Here is a 16,548-nt window from a genome sequence, read left to right as displayed (position 1 = left end):
TGCTGCCGATCGAAGACGTATTCTCCATCTCCGGCCGCGGTACCGTGGTGACCGGTCGTGTAGAGCGCGGCATCGTAAAAGTGGGCGAAGAACTGGAAATCGTTGGTCTGAAGGCTACTGCCAAGACCACCTGCACCGGCGTGGAAATGTTCCGCAAGCTGCTGGATCAGGGTCAGGCTGGCGACAACGTGGGTGTGCTGCTGCGCGGTACCAAGCGTGAAGACGTTGAGCGTGGTCAGGTTCTGGCCAAGCCGGGTTCCATCACCCCGCACACCAAGTTCCAGGCTTCGGTATACGTACTGAGCAAGGATGAAGGCGGTCGTCACACCCCGTTCTTCGCTAACTACCGTCCGCAGTTCTACTTCCGTACTACCGACGTGACCGGTGCGATCACGCTGGCCGAAGGTGTGGAAATGGTTATGCCGGGTGACAACGTGGAAATCACTGTAGAACTGATCGCTCCGATCGCTATGGAGGATGGTCTGCGTTTCGCGATCCGTGAAGGTGGCCGTACCGTTGGCGCCGGCGTTGTTGCCAAGATCATCGCCTAATCGGACGCGGAGACTACCATTATGCAAAGCCAGAAAATCCGCATCCGCCTGAAGGCATTCGATTACAACCTGATCGATCGCTCCGCACAGGAAATCGTTGAAACCGCCAAGCGCACTGGTGCCGTTGTAAAAGGCCCGGTTCCGCTGCCGACCAAAATCGAGCGTTTCAACGTGCTGCGTTCCCCGCACGTGAACAAAACTTCCCGTGATCAGTTGGAAATCCGTACCCATCTGCGTCTGATGGACATTGTCGACCCGACCGACAAGACCGTTGACGCGCTGATGAAGCTGGATCTGCCGGCTGGCGTGGATGTGGAAATCAAACTGCAGTAATTGCAGTAGATCGATGTTTGTCGGCTAAGTACTTGCAAGCATTGATTTTTCTGTGATACAGTCGCGGACTCATCATTTTGATGAGTCCGCTTTTCTTTTGAGCAAGCCGGTCAATCGTAATCGGCGCCTGTAAAGGAAATAAACATGACTTTAGGTCTGGTCGGTCGCAAAGTCGGCATGACCCGCATTTTTACCGAAGACGGTGCTACCGTTCCGGTAACTGTGCTGGATATGTCCGCTAACCGCGTATCGCAAATTAAAACTGCTGACACTGATGGCTACGTAGCCGTTCAGGTTGCAGCTGGTTCCCGCAAAGCCAACCGTGTAAACAAGGCTGAAGCTGGTCATTTTGCCAAAGCTGGTATCGAAGCTGCTCGCACTATGCGCGAGTTCGCTCTGACTGCCGAGCAACTGGCTACCCTGAACGTGGGTGACAAGCTGTCGGTTGAAGTTTTCCAAGTTGGTCAGCTGGTAGACGTAACCGGTACCTCCAAAGGTAAAGGTTTCTCTGGTGCCATCAAGCGCCACAACTTCTCGTCTAACCGCGCCTCGCACGGTAACTCCGTTTCCCACAACTCGCCGGGTTCGATCGGTATGGCGCAAGATCCGGGTCGCGTTTTCCCGGGTAAGCGCATGGCTGGTCAATACGGCAACGTGAAGAGCACTGTTCAGTGCCTGGAAGTGGTTCGTATCGATGCGGAGCGTCAACTGATTCTGGTAAAAGGCGCAGTGCCGGGTGCCAAGAACGGTGACGTGGTAGTGCGTCCTAGCGTGAAGGCAGGTGCATAATGGAATTGAAAGTAATCAATGCTCAAGGGCTGCAGGTTGAAGCCCTGCAGGCTTCCGAAGCACTGTTTGCACGTGACTACAACGAAGCGCTGGTTCACCAGGTTGTTACCGCATTCCTGGCCAACGCCCGTAGCGCTAACCGTGCACAGCTGACTCGTGCTGAAGTTAAGCATTCCACCAAGAAGCCTTTCCGTCAGAAAGGTACTGGCCGCGCTCGTGCTGGTATGACTTCTTCCCCGCTGTGGCGTGGTGGTGGTCGCACCTTCCCGAACAAGCCGGACGAAAACTTCACCCAGAAAGTTAACCGCAAGCAATACCGTGCCGGTATGGCTTCGATCCTGTCGCAGCTGGTGCGCGACGAGCGTCTGATCGTGGTTGACGAACTGACTGTTGCCTCGCCGAAAACCAAGGAGTTTGCGGCCAAGGTTAAGTCGCTGGGTCTGGATCGCGCTCTGATCATTACCAAAGAGCTCGACGAAAACCTCTATCTCTCTTCCCGTAACCTGCCGAACGTGCTGGTCATTGAAGCTCAACAAGCTGATCCGTTCAGCCTGGTTCGCTTCAATAAAGTGGTTATCACCCGTGATGCCGTGAAGCAACTCGAGGAGCAATGGGTATGAACCAGGAACGTTTGCTGCAAGTAATTCTGGCGCCGATCGTATCCGAGAAAAGCACGCTGCTGGCTGAAAAGAACCAGCAAGTTGCTTTCCGTGTTGCTACCGATGCGACCAAGCCGGAAATCAAGGCTGCTGTTGAACTGCTGTTCAACGTTAAGGTTGAAGGTGTTTCCACCCTCAACGTTAAAGGCAAAACCAAGCGCTTTGGCCGTTTCGTAGGCCGCCGTAAGGACTGGAAAAAGGCTTATGTAAGCCTGGTTCAGGGTCAAGAGATTGATCTGACTGCCACCCCGGCCGCTGCGGAGTAAGGAGATAGAGCATGGCTCTCGTAAAAGTTAAGCCCACATCTGCTGGCCGCCGCGCTGTAGTGAAGGTTGTAAGCCCGGATCTGCACAAAGGTGCGCCGTACGCAGCTCTGGTAGAGAAGAAAAACTCTACCGCTGGCCGTAATAACAACGGTCATATCACTACCCGTCATAAAGGTGGTGGTCACAAGAAAAACTATCGTATCGTTGACTTCCGTCGCAACAAGGATGCAATCCCGGCGACTGTTGAACGCATCGAATACGATCCGAACCGTACCGCTCACATTGCCCTGCTGTGCTACGCAGACGGCGAGCGCCGCTACATCATCGCTCCGCGCGGTGTTAAAGCTGGTGCTGAGTTGATGTCTGGTGCGGAGGCTCCGATCAAGGCCGGTAACGCCCTGCCGATCCGTAACATTCCGGTTGGTACCACTATCCACTGCATCGAACTGCAGCCGGGTAAAGGTGCCCAGCTGGCTCGCTCCGCTGGCTCTTCCGCCATGCTGCTGGCTCGCGAAGGCGTTTACGCCCAGCTGCGCCTGCGCTCCGGCGAAATCCGCAAAGTGCACGTTGACTGCCGCGCCACTGTTGGCGAAGTGGGCAACGAAGAGCATAGCCTGCGCAAGATCGGTAAAGCTGGTGCCAACCGCTGGCGTGGTATTCGTCCGACCGTTCGCGGTACGGCGATGAACCCGGTGGATCACCCGCACGGTGGTGGTGAAGGCCGCACTGGTGAAGGTCGTGTGCCAGTAAGCCCGTGGGGCACCCCGACGAAGGGCTTCCGTACCCGTCGCAACAAGCGTACCGACAATATGATCGTACGCCGTCGCTTTCACAAATAAAGGGTAAAGAGTTATGGCACGTTCGCTTAAAAAAGGCCCGTTTGTTGATCTCCACCTGCTGAAGAAAGTGGATGCGGTGCGTGCAACAAACGACAAGCGCCCGATCAAGACCTGGTCTCGCCGCTCCACCATCCTGCCGGACTTCATTGGTCTGACTATCGCTGTTCATAACGGCCGTACCCACGTTCCGGTGTACGTTTCCGAGAACATGGTTGGTCACAAGCTCGGTGAGTTTTCGCTGACTCGTACCTTCAAAGGCCATGCGGCTGACAAGAAGGCCAAGAAGAAATAAGGTGATGCGATGAAAGTTTCTGCACAACTGAACAATGCACGCCTTTCGGCACAAAAATGCCGCTTGGTTGCAGATCTGATCCGCGGCCAGTCCGTTGGTCAGGCACTGAACATTCTGACCTTCAGCCCGAAGAAGGGTGCTGCACTCATCAAGAAGGTACTGGAATCCGCAATTGCCAACGCTGAGCATAACGAAGGCGCGGATATCGATACGCTGAAAGTGACCAGCATCTACGTGGACAAGGGTCCGAGCCTGAAGCGTTTCACCGCTCGTGCTAAAGGTCGCGGTAACCGCATCGAAAAGCAGACCTGCCACATCACGCTGAGCGTGGGCAACTAAGGGGCAAGCTATGGGTCAGAAGATTCATCCGACGGGTTTCCGTCTTGCAGTAACCAAAAACTGGGCTTCCAAGTGGTTCGCAAACTCGCAGGATTTTGCCGGCCAACTGAAGCAAGATATCGAAGTGCGCGAGTTTCTGAAGAAGAAGCTGTCTCACGCTGCCGTTGGCCGCGTGGTGATCGAGCGCCCGGCCAAGTCCGCCCGCATCACCATTCACAGTGCCCGCCCGGGTGTTGTGATTGGTAAAAAAGGTGAGGATATCGAGGTTCTGAAGAAAGAACTGCAAGCTCGTATGGGCGTGCCGGTTCACGTGAACATCGAAGAAATCCGCAAGCCGGAAGTTGACGCGCAGATCATTGCTGATGGCATCGCCTCCCAGCTGGAGAAGCGTGTGATGTTCCGCCGCGCCATGAAGCGTTCCATGCAGAACGCCATGCGCATGGGCGCCCAAGGTATCAAGATCATGAGCTCCGGTCGTCTGAACGGTATCGATATCGCGCGTAGCGAATGGTACCGCGAAGGTCGCGTGCCGCTGCACACTCTGCGTGCAGATGTGGACTACGCCACTTCCGAAGCTCACACCACTTACGGTGTGATCGGTATCAAGGTATGGGTGTACAAGGGTGACGTTAAGCCTGGTCAGATTCAGGCTGCGCCGGTAGCACCTGAGAAGAAACCGCGTAAGGCAGGAGCTCGAAATGCTGCAGCCAACTAGACTCAAATACCGCAAACAGCACAAGGGCCGCAACACTGGCCTGGCTACTCGTGGCAACAAAGTAAGCTTCGGCGATTTCGGCCTCAAGGCCATTGGCCGTGGCCGTCTGACCGCACGTCAGATCGAAGCTGCCCGTCGTGCAATGACTCGTCACATCAAGCGTGGCGGCCGCATCTGGATCCGTGTATTCCCGGACAAGCCGATCACCTCCAAGCCTGCCGAAGTTCGTATGGGTGGGGGTAAGGGTTCTCCGGAGTTCTACGTAGCCGAGATCCAGCCGGGCAAGATGTTGTACGAAATGGATGGCGTGGCTGAAGAGCTTGCTCGTGAAGCCTTCCGTCTGGCTGCTGCCAAGCTGCCGATTCCGACGGTGTTTGTGACTAAACAGGTGGGTCAGTAATGAAAGCGACTGAACTGAAAGCCAAGAGCGTTGATGAGCTGAAGGCCGAGCTGCTCGGTTTGCTGAAGGCTCAATTCGCGCTGCGCATGCAGCACGCAACCCAGCAGCTGGCCAAGACCAGCGAGCTCAAGCGTGTGCGTCGTGACATCGCGCGTGTTCGCACCGTTCTGAAAGAGAAGGCTGCATAAGATGAGCGAAACTAAAGTTGTTCGTACGCTGACTGGCAAAGTTGTCAGCGACAAGATGGACAAGACCGTTACCGTTCTGGTCGAGCGCAAAGTTAAGCACCCGATCTACGGCAAGGTTATCCGTCGCTCCAAGAAGTTCCACGCCCATGACGAAAACAATGAGTACAACGTTGGTGATGTAGTAGTTATCAGCGAGACTCGTCCGGTTTCTAAAACCAAGGCTTGGGCAGTAACTGCGCTTGTCGAGAAAGCTCGTCAAGTGTAAGGCTTGCAGAGGGGGTTCCCCCTCTGTATAATGGTTGTTTTCGAGGGTTCCCTCGAAATCATCCCTGACGGGGTCCAAGACTGGCCGCTAGACACGCCGCAATTTTGCGGCGTTTCCTTCATCTTTGGGAGGGAAAGAGGCGGAATTAAGTTGGATAGAAAGGTAATCACATGATTCAAATGCAGTCCATTTTGGATGTTGCAGACAACACTGGTGCGCGTTCGGTAATGTGCATCAAGGTGTTGGGCGGCTCCAAGCGTCGCTATGCCGGCGTGGGTGACATCATCAAGGTGAGCATCAAGGATGCAGCACCGCGTGGTCGTGTCAAAAAAGGCGATGTGTACAACGCTGTAGTTGTGCGCACTGCCAAGGGTGTTCGTCGTCCGGACGGTTCCCTGATCAAATTTGACAACAACGCCGCAGTTCTGCTCAACAACAAGCTTGAGCCGATCGGTACACGTATCTTCGGGCCCGTTACGCGTGAACTGCGTACCGAGCGCTTCATGAAGATTGTATCGCTCGCTCCTGAAGTGCTGTAAGGAGAGAACCAGTGCGTAAGATTCGTAAAGGCGACGAAGTAGTCGTAATCACCGGCAAAGACAAAGGCAAGCGTGGTGCTGTTCTGCGTGTGCTCGAAGGTAAGCTGGTAGTTGAAGGCGTGAATATCGCCAAGAAACATCAGAAGCCGAACCCGGTGCGTGGTATCGCTGGTGGCATCGTTGAGAAGACCATGCCGTTGGACGTGTCCAATGTTGCAATCTTCAATGCCGCTACCCAGAAAGCTGACCGTGTTGGCTTCAAGGTGCTCGAAGATGGCAAAAAAGTGCGCATCTTCAAGTCCACCGGCGAAATCGTCGGCGCGTAAGGAGCAAAAATGGCACGTTTGTATGATTTCTACAAAAGCACCGTTGTTCCTGAGCTGATCAAGCAGTTCGGCTATAAGTCCGTAATGGAAGTGCCGCGCATCGAAAAGATCACTCTGAACATGGGTGTTGGTGAAGCTGTTGCCGACAAGAAGGTAATGGAACACGCCGCTGGCGATCTGGAAAAGATTGCAGGTCAAAAGCCGGTCGTTACCACTGCCCGTAAGTCCATCGCTGGCTTCAAGATTCGTGATCACTACCCGGTTGGCTGCAAAGTTACCCTGCGTCGTGAGCGTATGTATGAGTTCTTGGATCGCCTGGTTACTATCGCGCTGCCGCGCGTGCGTGACTTCCGTGGTGTGTCTGGCAAGTCTTTCGACGGCCGTGGCAACTACAACATGGGCGTCAAAGAACAGATCATCTTCCCGGAAATTGAGTACGACAAGATCGATGCTCTGCGTGGTATGAACATTACCATTACCACTACCGCGAAGACTGACGAAGAAGCCCGCGCTCTGCTGGCTGCGTTCAAATTCCCGTTTAAGGGCTAAGCTCATGGCAACTCTTGCACTGATCAATCGCGAAGAGAAGCGCGCGAAGCTCGTGGCTAAGTACGCTGCCAAGCGTGAAGAACTTCTCGCCATCATCAACAATTCGAATTTGTCCGACGAAGAACGCTTTGCTGCACGCCTCAAGCTGCAGCAGCTGCCGCGCAATGCTAGCCCGGTTCGCCAGCGTCGTCGTTGCGCCCTGACCGGTCGTCCGCGTGGCGTGTTCCGCAAATTCGGTCTGGCCCGTAACAAGCTCCGCGAAATCGCTATGAAAGGCGAAATCCCGGGCGTAGTTAAAGCCAGCTGGTAATAGGAGATACAGAATGAGTATGCAAGATCCTATCTCCGATATGCTGACTCGCATCCGCAACGGCCAGCGCGCCAATAAAGTTTCCGTCGCTATGCCGTCGTCGAAGCTGAAAGTGGCTATCGCTCAGGTCCTGAAGGATGAAGGCTACATCGAGAGCTTTGCCGTAACTGGCGAAGAAAAGAAGCCGGTTCTTGAAGTTGAGCTGAAGTACTACGTTGGCCGCCCGGTTATCGAGCGTATCGAACGTGTATCCCGTCCTGGCCTGCGCGTTTACAAGGGTTCTACCGAGATCCCGAAAGTAATGAACGGTCTGGGTGTGGCTATCGTTTCGACCTCCAGTGGCGTTATGACTGATCGCAAAGCGCGTGCAGCCGGTATCGGCGGCGAGCTGCTGTGCGTAGTGGCTTAATCGGAGGGTTGATATGTCTCGCGTAGCTAAAAACCCCGTAGTCATTCCGGCTGGCGTTGAGGTGAAGTTTGGTGCGGCCGACGTTACCGTTAAAGGTGCGCTCGGTAGCCTGACTACTGCGTTGTCCAGCGAAGTAGAAGTCAAGCTGGTGGATAACCAGCTGGAATTTGCTGCCAAGAACGACAGCAAGTTCGCCCGCTCCATGTCCGGCACGCTGCGCGCGCTGCTGAACAACATGGTGACCGGTGTTAGCAAGGGCTTCGAAAAGAAACTGCAACTGGTTGGCGTTGGTTACCGTGCTCAGGCTCAAGGTGACGCGCTGAACCTGTCGCTTGGCTTCTCTCATCCGGTTGTGCATCAAATGCCGACTGGCGTGAAGTGTGAAACTCCGACTCAGACCGAGATCCTGATCAAAGGCGCTGACAAGCAGCAAGTTGGCCAGGTCGCAGCTGAAATCCGTGCTTATCGTTCCCCTGAGCCGTACAAGGGCAAAGGTGTTCGCTATGCGGATGAGGTTGTGGTTCTGAAAGAGACCAAGAAGAAGTAATTGAGGCACTGAAATGGACAAGAAACAGACTCGACTCCGTCGTGCACGCAAAACCCGTGCTCGTATTGCGGAGCTCAAGATGGCTCGTCTGTGCGTTCACCGCACTAATGGCCACATTTACGCTCAGGTCATCGATGAAACTGGCAGCCGCGTTCTGGCGAGTGCTTCCAGCCTGGAGGCAGCCCTGCGCTCCCAAGTGACCAACGGTGGCAACACCGCCGCTGCAGTTGTTGTTGGCAAGGCTATCGCCGAAAAAGCCAAGGCTGCCGGTGTTAGCCAGGTTGCCTTTGACCGTTCCGGCTTCAAATACCATGGTCGTATCAAGGCCTTGGCTGACGCAGCCCGTGAAAACGGTCTTGTATTCTAATCGGAGTTAAGAATGGCTAAGCACGAGATCGAAGATCGTGGCGATGGTCTGATCGAGAAAATGATCGGCGTAAACCGTGTCACCAAAGTGGTGAAGGGTGGTCGCATCATGGCCTTCTCGGCTCTGACTGTTGTCGGTGATGGCGATGGTGGTATCGGCATGGGTAAAGGCCGTTCCAAGGAAGTGCCGGCTGCCGTACAAAAAGGTATGGAGCAGGCCCGCCGCAACATGTTCAAAGTTCCGCTGAAAAACGGCACGCTGCATCACGCCGTAGTGGGTACCCATGGTGCCACTACCGTGTTCATGCAGCCGGCGAAGGAAGGTGCTGGCGTTAAAGCCGGTGGCCCGATGCGCGCCGTATTTGAAGCACTGGGCGTTCACAACGTATCTGCCAAAATCCATGGCTCCACTAACCCGTACAACGTGGTTCGTGCGACTCTGGATGGCCTGAGCAAGATCTGCACTCCGTCGCAGATCGCTGCCAAGCGTGGTCTGACCGTTGAGCAGATCCTGGGGGCTGATCATGAGTGATACCAAAACCATCAAAGTAACGCTGGTGAAGAGTCTGATTGGTCGCATCGAGTCCCACCGTGCCTGCGCGCGCGGTCTGGGCCTGAAGAAGCTGAACCAGACTGTTGAAGTAATCGACACTCCGGCTAACCGTGGCATGATCAACAAGATCAGCTACCTGGTTAAATTCGAGGGCTGAGAAATGTTGCTGAATACCATTAAGCCTGGTGCCGGCTCCAAGCATGCCAAGCGCCGTGTAGGCCGCGGCATTGGCAGTGGCCTGGGCAAGACTTGTGGCCGTGGCCACAAAGGTCAGAAGAGCCGTGCCGGTGGTTTCCACAAGGTTGGCTTTGAAGGCGGTCAAATGCCGCTGCAGCGTCGTCTGCCGAAGCGTGGCTTCAAGTCGCTGACTGCTGGTAACGTTGCCGAGGTTCGCCTGTCCGAACTGGCTCTGCTACCGGTTGTGGAAGTGGATTTGCTGACTCTGAAGCAGGCTGGTCTGGTTCCGGCGCAGTCGCTGGGTGCCAAGCTGATTCTGTCCGGTGGCGTCGATCGCGCTTTCACCCTGCGTGGCGTTGCTGCCACCGCTGGTGCCAAGGCTGCAATCGAAGCTGCAGGTGGTAGCTTCGTAGAATAAGGCTTAGTCCGTGGCGAATACTTCTCTAGTTGGAAACGGTGACAAATTTGGTGATTTGAAGCGCCGAATCTTGTTCCTGCTTGGCGCACTGATCGTTTACCGCATTGGTGCACATGTTCCGGTTCCCGGTATTGATCCGGCAGCACTAGCGAAGTTGTTCCAGACGTCACAAACGGGTCTGCTCGACATGTTCAACATGTTCTCGGGTGGTGCCCTTCAGCGATTTACGGTATTTGCCCTGGGCATTATGCCGTATATCTCTGCCTCCATCGTTCTTCAACTTGCTTCGGAGATCGTTCCATCTCTGAAGCAGTTGAAGAAGGAGGGTGATGCTGGACGTCGCAAAATCACTCAGTACACACGTTATGCAACCTTGGCTCTGGCTTCATTCCAGAGCTTTGGCATAGCTGTGATGTTGTTCAAGCAACCCAATCTCGTTGTCGTTCCGCAGTTCGAGTTTTATGTGACGACAGTGGTAAGTCTGGTTACTGGCACCATGTTCCTCATGTGGCTGGGCGAGCAGATTACCGAGCGCGGTCTGGGTAATGGCATCTCGTTGATTATCTGCGCGGGTATTGCGGCCGGTGTGCCGGCTGCTGTCGGCAAAACTTTGACTCTAACCAGTCAAGGTTCGCTGCCGATCCTGCTGGTGATCCTGCTGTTTGTGGCAGTGATTGCCGTGACATATCTCGTGGTGTTCGTTGAGCGTGGACAACGTAAGGTTCTGGTGAACTACGCGAAGCGTCAGGTAGGAAACCGTGTCATGCAGGGCCAGAGCACGCACATGCCGCTCAAGCTCAACATGGCAGGGGTGATCCCGCCGATCTTCGCATCCAGTATCATCCTGTTCCCTGCAACCGTGCTGGGTTGGTTTGGTAATACCGAGGGTCTGGGGTTCCTGAAGTCTGTCGCTGACAAGCTTCATCCTGGTCAACCGGTTTATGTGTTGCTGTACGCTGCGGCAATCATTTTCTTCTGTTACTTCTACACCGCTTTGGTTTTCAACCCCAAAGAGACTGCAGATAACCTGAAGAAAAGCGGGGCGTTTATTCCCGGTATTCGTCCTGGCGAACAGACTTCGCGTTACATCGAGAAGATCATCCTTCGCCTCACGCTGATTGGTGCGATCTACATCACACTTGTTTGCTTGATGCCAGAGTTCCTGATCCTGAACTGGAACGTGCCATTTTATTTTGGCGGGACCTCGCTGTTGATCATGGTTGTTGTAACCATGGACTTCATGGCGCAAGTACAGTCGTATGTTCTTTCCCACCAGTACGAAGGCCTGTTGAAGAAAGCGAACTTCAAGAGTGGCGTAAGTCGCTAAGGTAAACGGTAACTGAGCAAATGGCGAAAGAAGATACCATCCAGATGCAGGGTGAAGTCCTGGAAACGTTGCCCAATGCAACCTTCCGGGTGAAGCTCGAGAATGGACACGTTGTACTCGGGCACATTTCTGGCAAGATGCGTATGCATTACATCCGCATCCTTCCGGGGGACAAGGTTACGGTGGAGATGACCCCCTATGACCTGTCTCGTGCCCGTATCGTGTTCCGTGCGAAGTAATCGCACTCGCTCTTTCAGATAGAAAGGAACTGAAATGCGTGTACAACCTTCGGTAAAGAAAATTTGCCGTAACTGCAAAATCATTCGTCGCAACCGTGTTGTACGAGTGATCTGCACAGATCCGCGTCACAAGCAAAAACAAGGCTAACATTTGTTGTCTTGGCTTTTGTTGTGCTAGAATCGCAACCTTTTCAAGCTTAACGCTTAAGGAAAGAGAATGGCCCGTATTGCAGGGGTAAACATCCCCAATCATGCGCATGCCGTTATCGGCCTGCAGGCAATCTATGGCATCGGCCAGACCCGCGCCAAGCACATCTGTGCTGCTTCCGGTATCAATCCGGCAAGCAAGGTTAAGGATCTGACTGAAGCCGAGATGGAAGCTCTGCGTGTTGAAGTGGCTAAGTTCACTGTTGAAGGTGACCTGCGCCGTGAAATCACGATGAGCATCAAACGACTGATGGACATGGGCTGCTACCGCGGTTTCCGTCATCGTCGTGGTCTGCCGTGCCGTGGTCAGCGCACCCGTACCAATGCACGTACCCGCAAAGGCCCGCGTAAGCCTATTGCTGGTAAGAAGTAATTCAAGGAACTTAGATAATGGCTAAAGCAAACACAGCTGGTCGTGTACGCAAAAAAGTACGCAAGTCTGTTAGCGATGGCATCGTGCACGTGCACGCTTCCTTCAATAACACCATTATTACCATCACCGATCGTCAAGGGAATGCTTTGTCTTGGGCTACCTCCGGCGGTGCTGGCTTCAAAGGCTCGCGTAAAAGTACACCCTTTGCTGCTCAAGTAGCAGCAGAGCACGCTGGTAAAGTTGCCCAAGAATACGGTGTAAAAAACCTGGAAGTACGTATCAAGGGTCCGGGCCCTGGCCGCGAATCCTCCGTACGCGCGCTCAACGCGCTGGGTTTCAAAGTGACCAGCATCTCCGACGTGACGCCAGTTCCGCACAACGGCTGCCGTCCTCCCAAGAAACGCCGTATCTAATCTGGAGAGTCTGAGAAATGGCACGTTACACTGGCCCTAAATGTAAACTGGCTCGTCGCGAAGGGACCGATCTCTTCCTGAAGAGCGCACGCCGTGCACTGGACTCCAAGTGCAAACTGGATACCGCTCCAGGTCAGCATGGCGCGAAGAAGAATACCCGCCTGTCCGGCTTCGGTATTCAGCTGCGTGAAAAGCAAAAAGTACGCCGCATGTACGGCATTATGGAACGTCAGTTCCGTAAGTACTTTGCGGAAGCTGCCCGTCGTCAGGGCTCCACTGGTGAAATCCTGCTGCAGATCCTGGAATCCCGTCTGGATAACGTTGTTTATCGCATGGGTTTCGGTTCCACTCGCGCAGAAGCTCGCCAGCTGGTAAGCCACAAGGCGATCACTGTAAATGGCGTTGTAGTGAACATCCCGTCCTACCAGGTTAAGTCTGGCGACGTGGTTGCTGTTCGTGAGAAGGCCAAGAAGCAGGTTCGTATTCAAGAAGGTCTGGCTCTGGCCGAACAGATCGGCTTCCCGGCTTGGGTCGCAGTTGACTCCAAGAAAATGGAAGGCGTATTCAAGACTGTTCCGGAGCGTTCCGAGTTGTCTAGCGATATCAACGAACAGCTCGTTGTGGAATTCTACTCCAAGTAATCGCTAGCTCTTAAGGAATGACTATGCAAAACAGCGCTTCGGAATTTCTGAAACCGCGTCTGATCGATGTGCAGCCGGTATCGGCTACACATGCACGTGTGTCGATGGAGCCGTTTGAGCGTGGCTATGCCCATACCCTGGGCAATGCGCTGCGCCGCATTCTGCTCTCTTCGATGCCGGGCTACGCCCCGACCGAAGTAACCATCGCTGGCGTTTTGCATGAGTATTCCGCTCTTGACGGTGTACGGGAGGATGTTGTCGACATCCTCCTGAACCTGAAGGGCGTAGTGCTTAAACTGCATGGTCGTGACAGCCTGATCCTGTCCTTGAAAAAGGATGGTGAGGGCGCTGTTCTGGCCGGTGACATCGAGCTGCCGCATGACGTTGAAGTGATCAACCCTGATCACGTCATCGGTCATTTGGCTGCTGGTGGCAAGATCGACATGGAAATCAAGGTAGAGAAAGGTCGTGGCTATCAGCCGGTAGCGGCTCGTATCAACCATGACGACAACCGTGCGATCGGTACCATCCAGCTTGATGCCTCCTTCTCCCCGGTGCGCCGTGTCAGCTTCAATGTTGAAAGCGCCCGTGTAGAGCAGCGTACCGACCTGGATCGTCTGGTTCTCGATATCGAGACCAATGGTGTGATTGAGCCGGAAGAAGCAGTCCGCCTGGCGGCCCGCATTCTGGTTGATCAGCTGTCGATCTTTGCAGACCTGCAAGGCACCGCAGTTGAGGAAGTCGTTGAAAAGGCGCCGCCGATCGATCCGATCCTGCTGCGCCCGGTAGACGATCTCGAACTTACGGTACGTTCCGCCAACTGTCTGAAGGCCGAGAACATCTACTACATCGGTGATCTGATTCAGCGTACGGAAACCGAGCTGCTGAAGACTCCGAACCTTGGTCGTAAGTCGTTGAATGAGATCAAGGAAGTTCTCGCTTCTAAAGGCCTGACCTTGGGCATGAAACTCGAAAACTGGCCGCCGGCTGGTCTCGAAAAGCCCTAAGCCGGGATAAAAGGACACTACAATGCGTCATCGTAATAGCAATCGTAAACTGAACCGTACCAGTAGCCACCGTCTGGCCATGCTCCGTAACATGGCTAACTCGCTGCTGCGTCACGAAGCAATCGTGACTACTCTGCCGAAGGCCAAAGAACTGCGCCGCGTTGCCGAACCGCTGATTACCCTGGGTAAGAAGCCGTCGCTGGCCAACCGTCGTCTGGCTTTCGACCGCACCCGTGACCGTGAAATCGTGGTGAAACTGTTCGACGTTCTGGGCCCGCGTTTCGCAGCCCGTAACGGCGGCTATGTTCGCATCCTGAAATACGGTTTCCGTCAGGGCGACAACGCTCCGATGGCACTGGTTGAATTGGTTGACCGTGCAGAAGGTGAAGTAGTTGCTGAAGAAGCTGCCGAGTAATCGCAGCCGATTCTAGAAAAAGCCAGCGCTTGCGCTGGCTTTTTTCATTTTCATGCTTGCGGCAATGCTAGGGCATGCTGGTGCCGCAGCCGGCCACAGGGTAGTGGCTTTCTGGTTGCAGCTGGCGTTGCCAGAGCGATGTGGTCGCGTGCGGCCAAGGCTGCGGCCAACGTTGGCCGCAGGCAGCCGCTATTCCATCGTATTGCAGGCAGTGAAATCCACTGCCTGCAGCCGAGGGATTCCCCTCGATTCAGCCAATGTCAGTGGCTGGCAACAGTTTTTTCTTTGTCAGTCACAGTGACAGATAATCGCGACCGTTTTAAATTGCTTTGTACAGAATTGTTCCGTAGTGAACAAACTACACAACAAGTAACACGGGAGATTGTCGATGAAGCAAAGCAATGGCTGGACCCTGAAGCGGCGCTTGCAGTTGCAGGTGCTGCTGGTGGCGGTGATCTTGTGCGTGGTGGGTGGCCTGTCGCTGCTGCACGAGCGTAGCGTGATGCTGCAGGATCGTGAAGCCAAGGTGCGCAACCTGGTGGAGGTGGCGCTCACTGTGATCAAGAACTACGAAGAGCGCGCCGCCAGCGGCCAACTCAGCGAAGCGGATGCCAAGCAGCAGGCGGCGGCGGTGCTGAATGCGGCGCGCTACGATGGCAGCGAGTATTTCTTTGCCTTCGATCCGGGCTGGAACTGGGTGGTGCATGGCGCCAAGCAGGCGATGGTGGGCAAGAACCTGGAAACTATCAAGGATCCAACCGGCAATCCGCTGAAACCCTTGTTCCAGGCCGCGCTGAGTGCCGGTGGCGGCAAGGGTATGGCGAGTTATGTGTGGGACAAGCCGGGCTTTTCCACGCCGCAACCGAAAGTGTCTTACCTGGCGACCTCGGCCAAGTGGGGTTGGGTAGTCGGCACCGGTATTTACCTAGATGACGTGCAGGCGGCGTTCATGGAGCAGGCGCTGCTGCTGGCGCTGGAGGTGCTGGCGGCGATCGCGGTGGTGATCGGCGTCGGCGTCTGGCTGCGGCGCAGTGTGATGCAGCAACTGGGCGCCGAACCGGCGCTGACGCGCGAGGTGGTGCACCGCATTGCCGAGGGCGATTTGCATGTGCCGGTGCCGGTGGCCAACGGTGATGACGCCAGCCTGTTGGCCGCGGTGGCAGATATGCAGCAGCAGCTGCGCGAACTGGTGGGCGGCATCGCCAACAGCAGCGGCACACTGTCCGGCATGGCCGGCGATATTTCCGGCAGCGCTAGCGCAGTGGCGGTCAGTTCCGATCAACAAAGTCATGCCGCGACCGCGATGGCGGCTTCCATCGAGCAGCTGACCGCCAGCATCAAGCAGATTGCCGAGCTGGCCGACCACGCACGCGAAGTGTCGGCCAACTCCGGCCAGCTGTCCGACCAGGGCGGCGAGGTGATTGCCAGTGCGGTGGTGGAGATGCAGCGTATCAACGAGGCGGTCGACCACGCGGCGCTGACCATCGGCGATCTGGTCAGCAAGACACAGACCATTTCCAGCATCATGCAGGTGATCAAGGACATCGCCGACCAGACCAATCTGCTGGCGCTGAATGCGGCGATCGAGGCGGCGCGTGCCGGCGAAAGCGGGCGTGGGTTCGCGGTGGTGGCGGACGAGGTGCGTAAGCTGTCCGAGCGCACCGCCGGCGCCACCCAGGAAATCGCCGAGATGATCCGCGACATCCAGCACGGTTCCGAGGAGTCGCGCAGCAATATGCAGGAGGCGGTCAGCCGGGTGAAGTCCGGCCTGACCCTGGCAGAGCAGGGCGGCGATGCGATCCGCCATATCCGCGACAGCGCCAATGGCGTGGTGGGGGTGGTGCGGGAGATTTCGCAGGCGCTGGCCGAGCAGGGCAATGCCAGCGAGGAAATCACCCGCAATGTCGAGCACATCGCGCTGGCGGCAGCCAACAATGCCGAGGCATCGGGCCAGGCGTCGAGCGCGATCGGCGAGCTGAACCAGCTGACCGAGCGTCTGCGCGGCATGGTGTCGCGTTTCCAGGTGTAATGGCAACGGTGCGCTAGCGTACGCGCAGCATGAAAAAAGGCGTTCCCGGCTGGGAACGCCTTTTTTA

31 protein-coding genes are annotated in these 16,548 nt (G+C 55.5%); all 31 read left to right on the top strand.

Going from position 1 to position 16,548, the window contains the following annotated elements; all coding sequences use genetic code 11:
* Positions 1-551 (top strand): EF-Tu C-terminal domain-related protein (locus ACFOLG_RS10015; protein WP_386091335.1); only part of this gene is annotated, 551 nt, incomplete at its 5' end.
* Positions 552-572: 21 nt separating this feature from the next.
* Positions 573-884, top strand: a complete 312-nt coding sequence (rpsJ, locus tag ACFOLG_RS10010; RefSeq protein WP_017507377.1) for a 30S ribosomal protein S10 — start codon at positions 573-575, stop codon at positions 882-884.
* A gap of 144 nt (positions 885-1,028) precedes the next feature.
* Positions 1,029-1,673 (top strand): 50S ribosomal protein L3, encoded by a 645-nt coding sequence (gene rplC, locus ACFOLG_RS10005; RefSeq protein WP_174873605.1) that lies wholly within the window; start codon positions 1,029-1,031, stop codon positions 1,671-1,673.
* Positions 1,673-2,293 carry a 50S ribosomal protein L4 gene (gene rplD, locus ACFOLG_RS10000; RefSeq protein WP_386091332.1) on the top strand — a complete coding sequence of 207 codons (621 nt, stop codon included), beginning with the start codon at positions 1,673-1,675 and terminating at the stop codon, positions 2,291-2,293. The genes rplC and rplD overlap by 1 nt, the downstream gene beginning before the upstream one ends.
* The gene (rplW, locus tag ACFOLG_RS09995; RefSeq protein WP_386091330.1) at positions 2,290-2,598 is read left to right on the top strand and encodes a 50S ribosomal protein L23; all 309 of its coding nucleotides are present in this window, start codon (positions 2,290-2,292) and stop codon (positions 2,596-2,598) included. The genes rplD and rplW overlap by 4 nt, the downstream gene beginning before the upstream one ends.
* Positions 2,599-2,609: 11 nt before the next feature.
* Complete coding sequence (gene rplB / locus ACFOLG_RS09990; protein WP_386091328.1) at positions 2,610-3,437, top strand: 50S ribosomal protein L2; 828 nt, start codon at positions 2,610-2,612, stop codon at positions 3,435-3,437.
* A gap of 13 nt (positions 3,438-3,450) precedes the next feature.
* Positions 3,451-3,729 carry a 30S ribosomal protein S19 gene (gene rpsS / locus ACFOLG_RS09985; RefSeq protein ID WP_017507372.1) on the top strand — a complete coding sequence of 93 codons (279 nt, stop codon included), beginning with the start codon at positions 3,451-3,453 and terminating at the stop codon, positions 3,727-3,729.
* Between the two features lie 9 nt (positions 3,730-3,738).
* Positions 3,739-4,068: a 50S ribosomal protein L22 gene (gene rplV / locus ACFOLG_RS09980; RefSeq protein WP_017507371.1), complete on the top strand. Its 330-nt coding sequence runs from the start codon at positions 3,739-3,741 to the stop codon at positions 4,066-4,068.
* 10 nt (positions 4,069-4,078) lie between these two features.
* Entirely contained in the window at positions 4,079-4,783 is a 705-nt protein-coding gene (rpsC, locus tag ACFOLG_RS09975) for a 30S ribosomal protein S3 (protein ID WP_386091326.1), read from the top strand.
* The gene (rplP, locus tag ACFOLG_RS09970) at positions 4,767-5,183 is read left to right on the top strand and encodes a 50S ribosomal protein L16 (protein WP_349587251.1); all 417 of its coding nucleotides are present in this window, start codon (positions 4,767-4,769) and stop codon (positions 5,181-5,183) included. The genes rpsC and rplP overlap by 17 nt, the downstream gene beginning before the upstream one ends.
* The gene (gene rpmC / locus ACFOLG_RS09965; RefSeq protein WP_174873610.1) at positions 5,183-5,371 is read left to right on the top strand and encodes a 50S ribosomal protein L29; all 189 of its coding nucleotides are present in this window, start codon (positions 5,183-5,185) and stop codon (positions 5,369-5,371) included. The genes rplP and rpmC overlap by 1 nt, the downstream gene beginning before the upstream one ends.
* Position 5,372: 1 nt before the next feature.
* A complete protein-coding gene (gene rpsQ / locus ACFOLG_RS09960) occupies positions 5,373-5,636 on the top strand; it encodes a 30S ribosomal protein S17 (protein ID WP_174873611.1) in 264 nt (87 codons plus the stop codon).
* A 170-nt stretch (positions 5,637-5,806) separates the two neighbouring features.
* Positions 5,807-6,175, top strand: coding sequence for a 50S ribosomal protein L14 (gene rplN / locus ACFOLG_RS09955; protein WP_174873612.1), 369 nt, complete (start codon positions 5,807-5,809; stop codon positions 6,173-6,175).
* 11 nt (positions 6,176-6,186) lie between these two features.
* Positions 6,187-6,501, top strand: coding sequence for a 50S ribosomal protein L24 (gene rplX, locus ACFOLG_RS09950; protein WP_349587246.1), 315 nt, complete (start codon positions 6,187-6,189; stop codon positions 6,499-6,501).
* 9 nt (positions 6,502-6,510) lie between these two features.
* A complete protein-coding gene (rplE, locus tag ACFOLG_RS09945) occupies positions 6,511-7,050 on the top strand; it encodes a 50S ribosomal protein L5 (protein ID WP_386091323.1) in 540 nt (179 codons plus the stop codon).
* Between the two features lie 4 nt (positions 7,051-7,054).
* Entirely contained in the window at positions 7,055-7,360 is a 306-nt protein-coding gene (rpsN, locus tag ACFOLG_RS09940; protein WP_088965553.1) for a 30S ribosomal protein S14, read from the top strand.
* 13 nt (positions 7,361-7,373) lie between these two features.
* The gene (gene rpsH / locus ACFOLG_RS09935) at positions 7,374-7,769 is read left to right on the top strand and encodes a 30S ribosomal protein S8 (protein ID WP_174873615.1); all 396 of its coding nucleotides are present in this window, start codon (positions 7,374-7,376) and stop codon (positions 7,767-7,769) included.
* A gap of 13 nt (positions 7,770-7,782) precedes the next feature.
* Complete coding sequence (gene rplF, locus ACFOLG_RS09930; RefSeq protein ID WP_386091321.1) at positions 7,783-8,316, top strand: 50S ribosomal protein L6; 534 nt, start codon at positions 7,783-7,785, stop codon at positions 8,314-8,316.
* Between the two features lie 13 nt (positions 8,317-8,329).
* On the top strand, positions 8,330-8,683 hold the full coding sequence (rplR, locus tag ACFOLG_RS09925; RefSeq protein WP_386091319.1) for a 50S ribosomal protein L18: 354 nt from the start codon (positions 8,330-8,332) through the stop codon (positions 8,681-8,683).
* 12 nt (positions 8,684-8,695) lie between these two features.
* A complete protein-coding gene (gene rpsE, locus ACFOLG_RS09920) occupies positions 8,696-9,214 on the top strand; it encodes a 30S ribosomal protein S5 (RefSeq protein ID WP_349587237.1) in 519 nt (172 codons plus the stop codon).
* The gene (gene rpmD, locus ACFOLG_RS09915; protein ID WP_088965548.1) at positions 9,207-9,392 is read left to right on the top strand and encodes a 50S ribosomal protein L30; all 186 of its coding nucleotides are present in this window, start codon (positions 9,207-9,209) and stop codon (positions 9,390-9,392) included. The genes rpsE and rpmD overlap by 8 nt, the downstream gene beginning before the upstream one ends.
* A 3-nt stretch (positions 9,393-9,395) precedes the next feature.
* Positions 9,396-9,830 (top strand): 50S ribosomal protein L15, encoded by a 435-nt coding sequence (gene rplO, locus ACFOLG_RS09910; protein ID WP_349587235.1) that lies wholly within the window; start codon positions 9,396-9,398, stop codon positions 9,828-9,830.
* Positions 9,831-9,840: 10 nt separating this feature from the next.
* A complete protein-coding gene (gene secY / locus ACFOLG_RS09905; protein WP_386091316.1) occupies positions 9,841-11,157 on the top strand; it encodes a preprotein translocase subunit SecY in 1,317 nt (438 codons plus the stop codon).
* Positions 11,158-11,177: 20 nt separating this feature from the next.
* Positions 11,178-11,396 (top strand): translation initiation factor IF-1, encoded by a 219-nt coding sequence (infA, locus tag ACFOLG_RS09900; protein ID WP_144372263.1) that lies wholly within the window; start codon positions 11,178-11,180, stop codon positions 11,394-11,396.
* 34 nt (positions 11,397-11,430) lie between these two features.
* Positions 11,431-11,544, top strand: coding sequence for a 50S ribosomal protein L36 (gene rpmJ, locus ACFOLG_RS09895; protein WP_011137711.1), 114 nt, complete (start codon positions 11,431-11,433; stop codon positions 11,542-11,544).
* A 69-nt stretch (positions 11,545-11,613) separates the two neighbouring features.
* Positions 11,614-11,976: a 30S ribosomal protein S13 gene (rpsM, locus tag ACFOLG_RS09890; protein WP_349587227.1), complete on the top strand. Its 363-nt coding sequence runs from the start codon at positions 11,614-11,616 to the stop codon at positions 11,974-11,976.
* Between the two features lie 17 nt (positions 11,977-11,993).
* The gene (rpsK, locus tag ACFOLG_RS09885) at positions 11,994-12,389 is read left to right on the top strand and encodes a 30S ribosomal protein S11 (protein WP_088965543.1); all 396 of its coding nucleotides are present in this window, start codon (positions 11,994-11,996) and stop codon (positions 12,387-12,389) included.
* Between the two features lie 17 nt (positions 12,390-12,406).
* Positions 12,407-13,030, top strand: coding sequence for a 30S ribosomal protein S4 (gene rpsD, locus ACFOLG_RS09880; protein ID WP_386091311.1), 624 nt, complete (start codon positions 12,407-12,409; stop codon positions 13,028-13,030).
* Positions 13,031-13,053: 23 nt separating this feature from the next.
* Entirely contained in the window at positions 13,054-14,037 is a 984-nt protein-coding gene (locus ACFOLG_RS09875; RefSeq protein ID WP_174873624.1) for a DNA-directed RNA polymerase subunit alpha, read from the top strand.
* A gap of 22 nt (positions 14,038-14,059) precedes the next feature.
* Positions 14,060-14,452 carry a 50S ribosomal protein L17 gene (gene rplQ, locus ACFOLG_RS09870; RefSeq protein ID WP_174873625.1) on the top strand — a complete coding sequence of 131 codons (393 nt, stop codon included), beginning with the start codon at positions 14,060-14,062 and terminating at the stop codon, positions 14,450-14,452.
* A gap of 388 nt (positions 14,453-14,840) precedes the next feature.
* Positions 14,841-16,481: a methyl-accepting chemotaxis protein gene (locus tag ACFOLG_RS09865; protein WP_386091309.1), complete on the top strand. Its 1,641-nt coding sequence runs from the start codon at positions 14,841-14,843 to the stop codon at positions 16,479-16,481.
* The last annotated feature ends 67 nt before the right edge of the window (positions 16,482-16,548 follow it).

This window comes from Vogesella facilis (assembly GCF_042648525.1).
Classification (GTDB): Bacteria; Pseudomonadota; Gammaproteobacteria; order Burkholderiales; family Chromobacteriaceae; genus Vogesella; species Vogesella facilis.
Note: the sequence above shows the minus strand (reverse complement) of the source record. Positions and strands in the feature narration are given on the sequence as shown.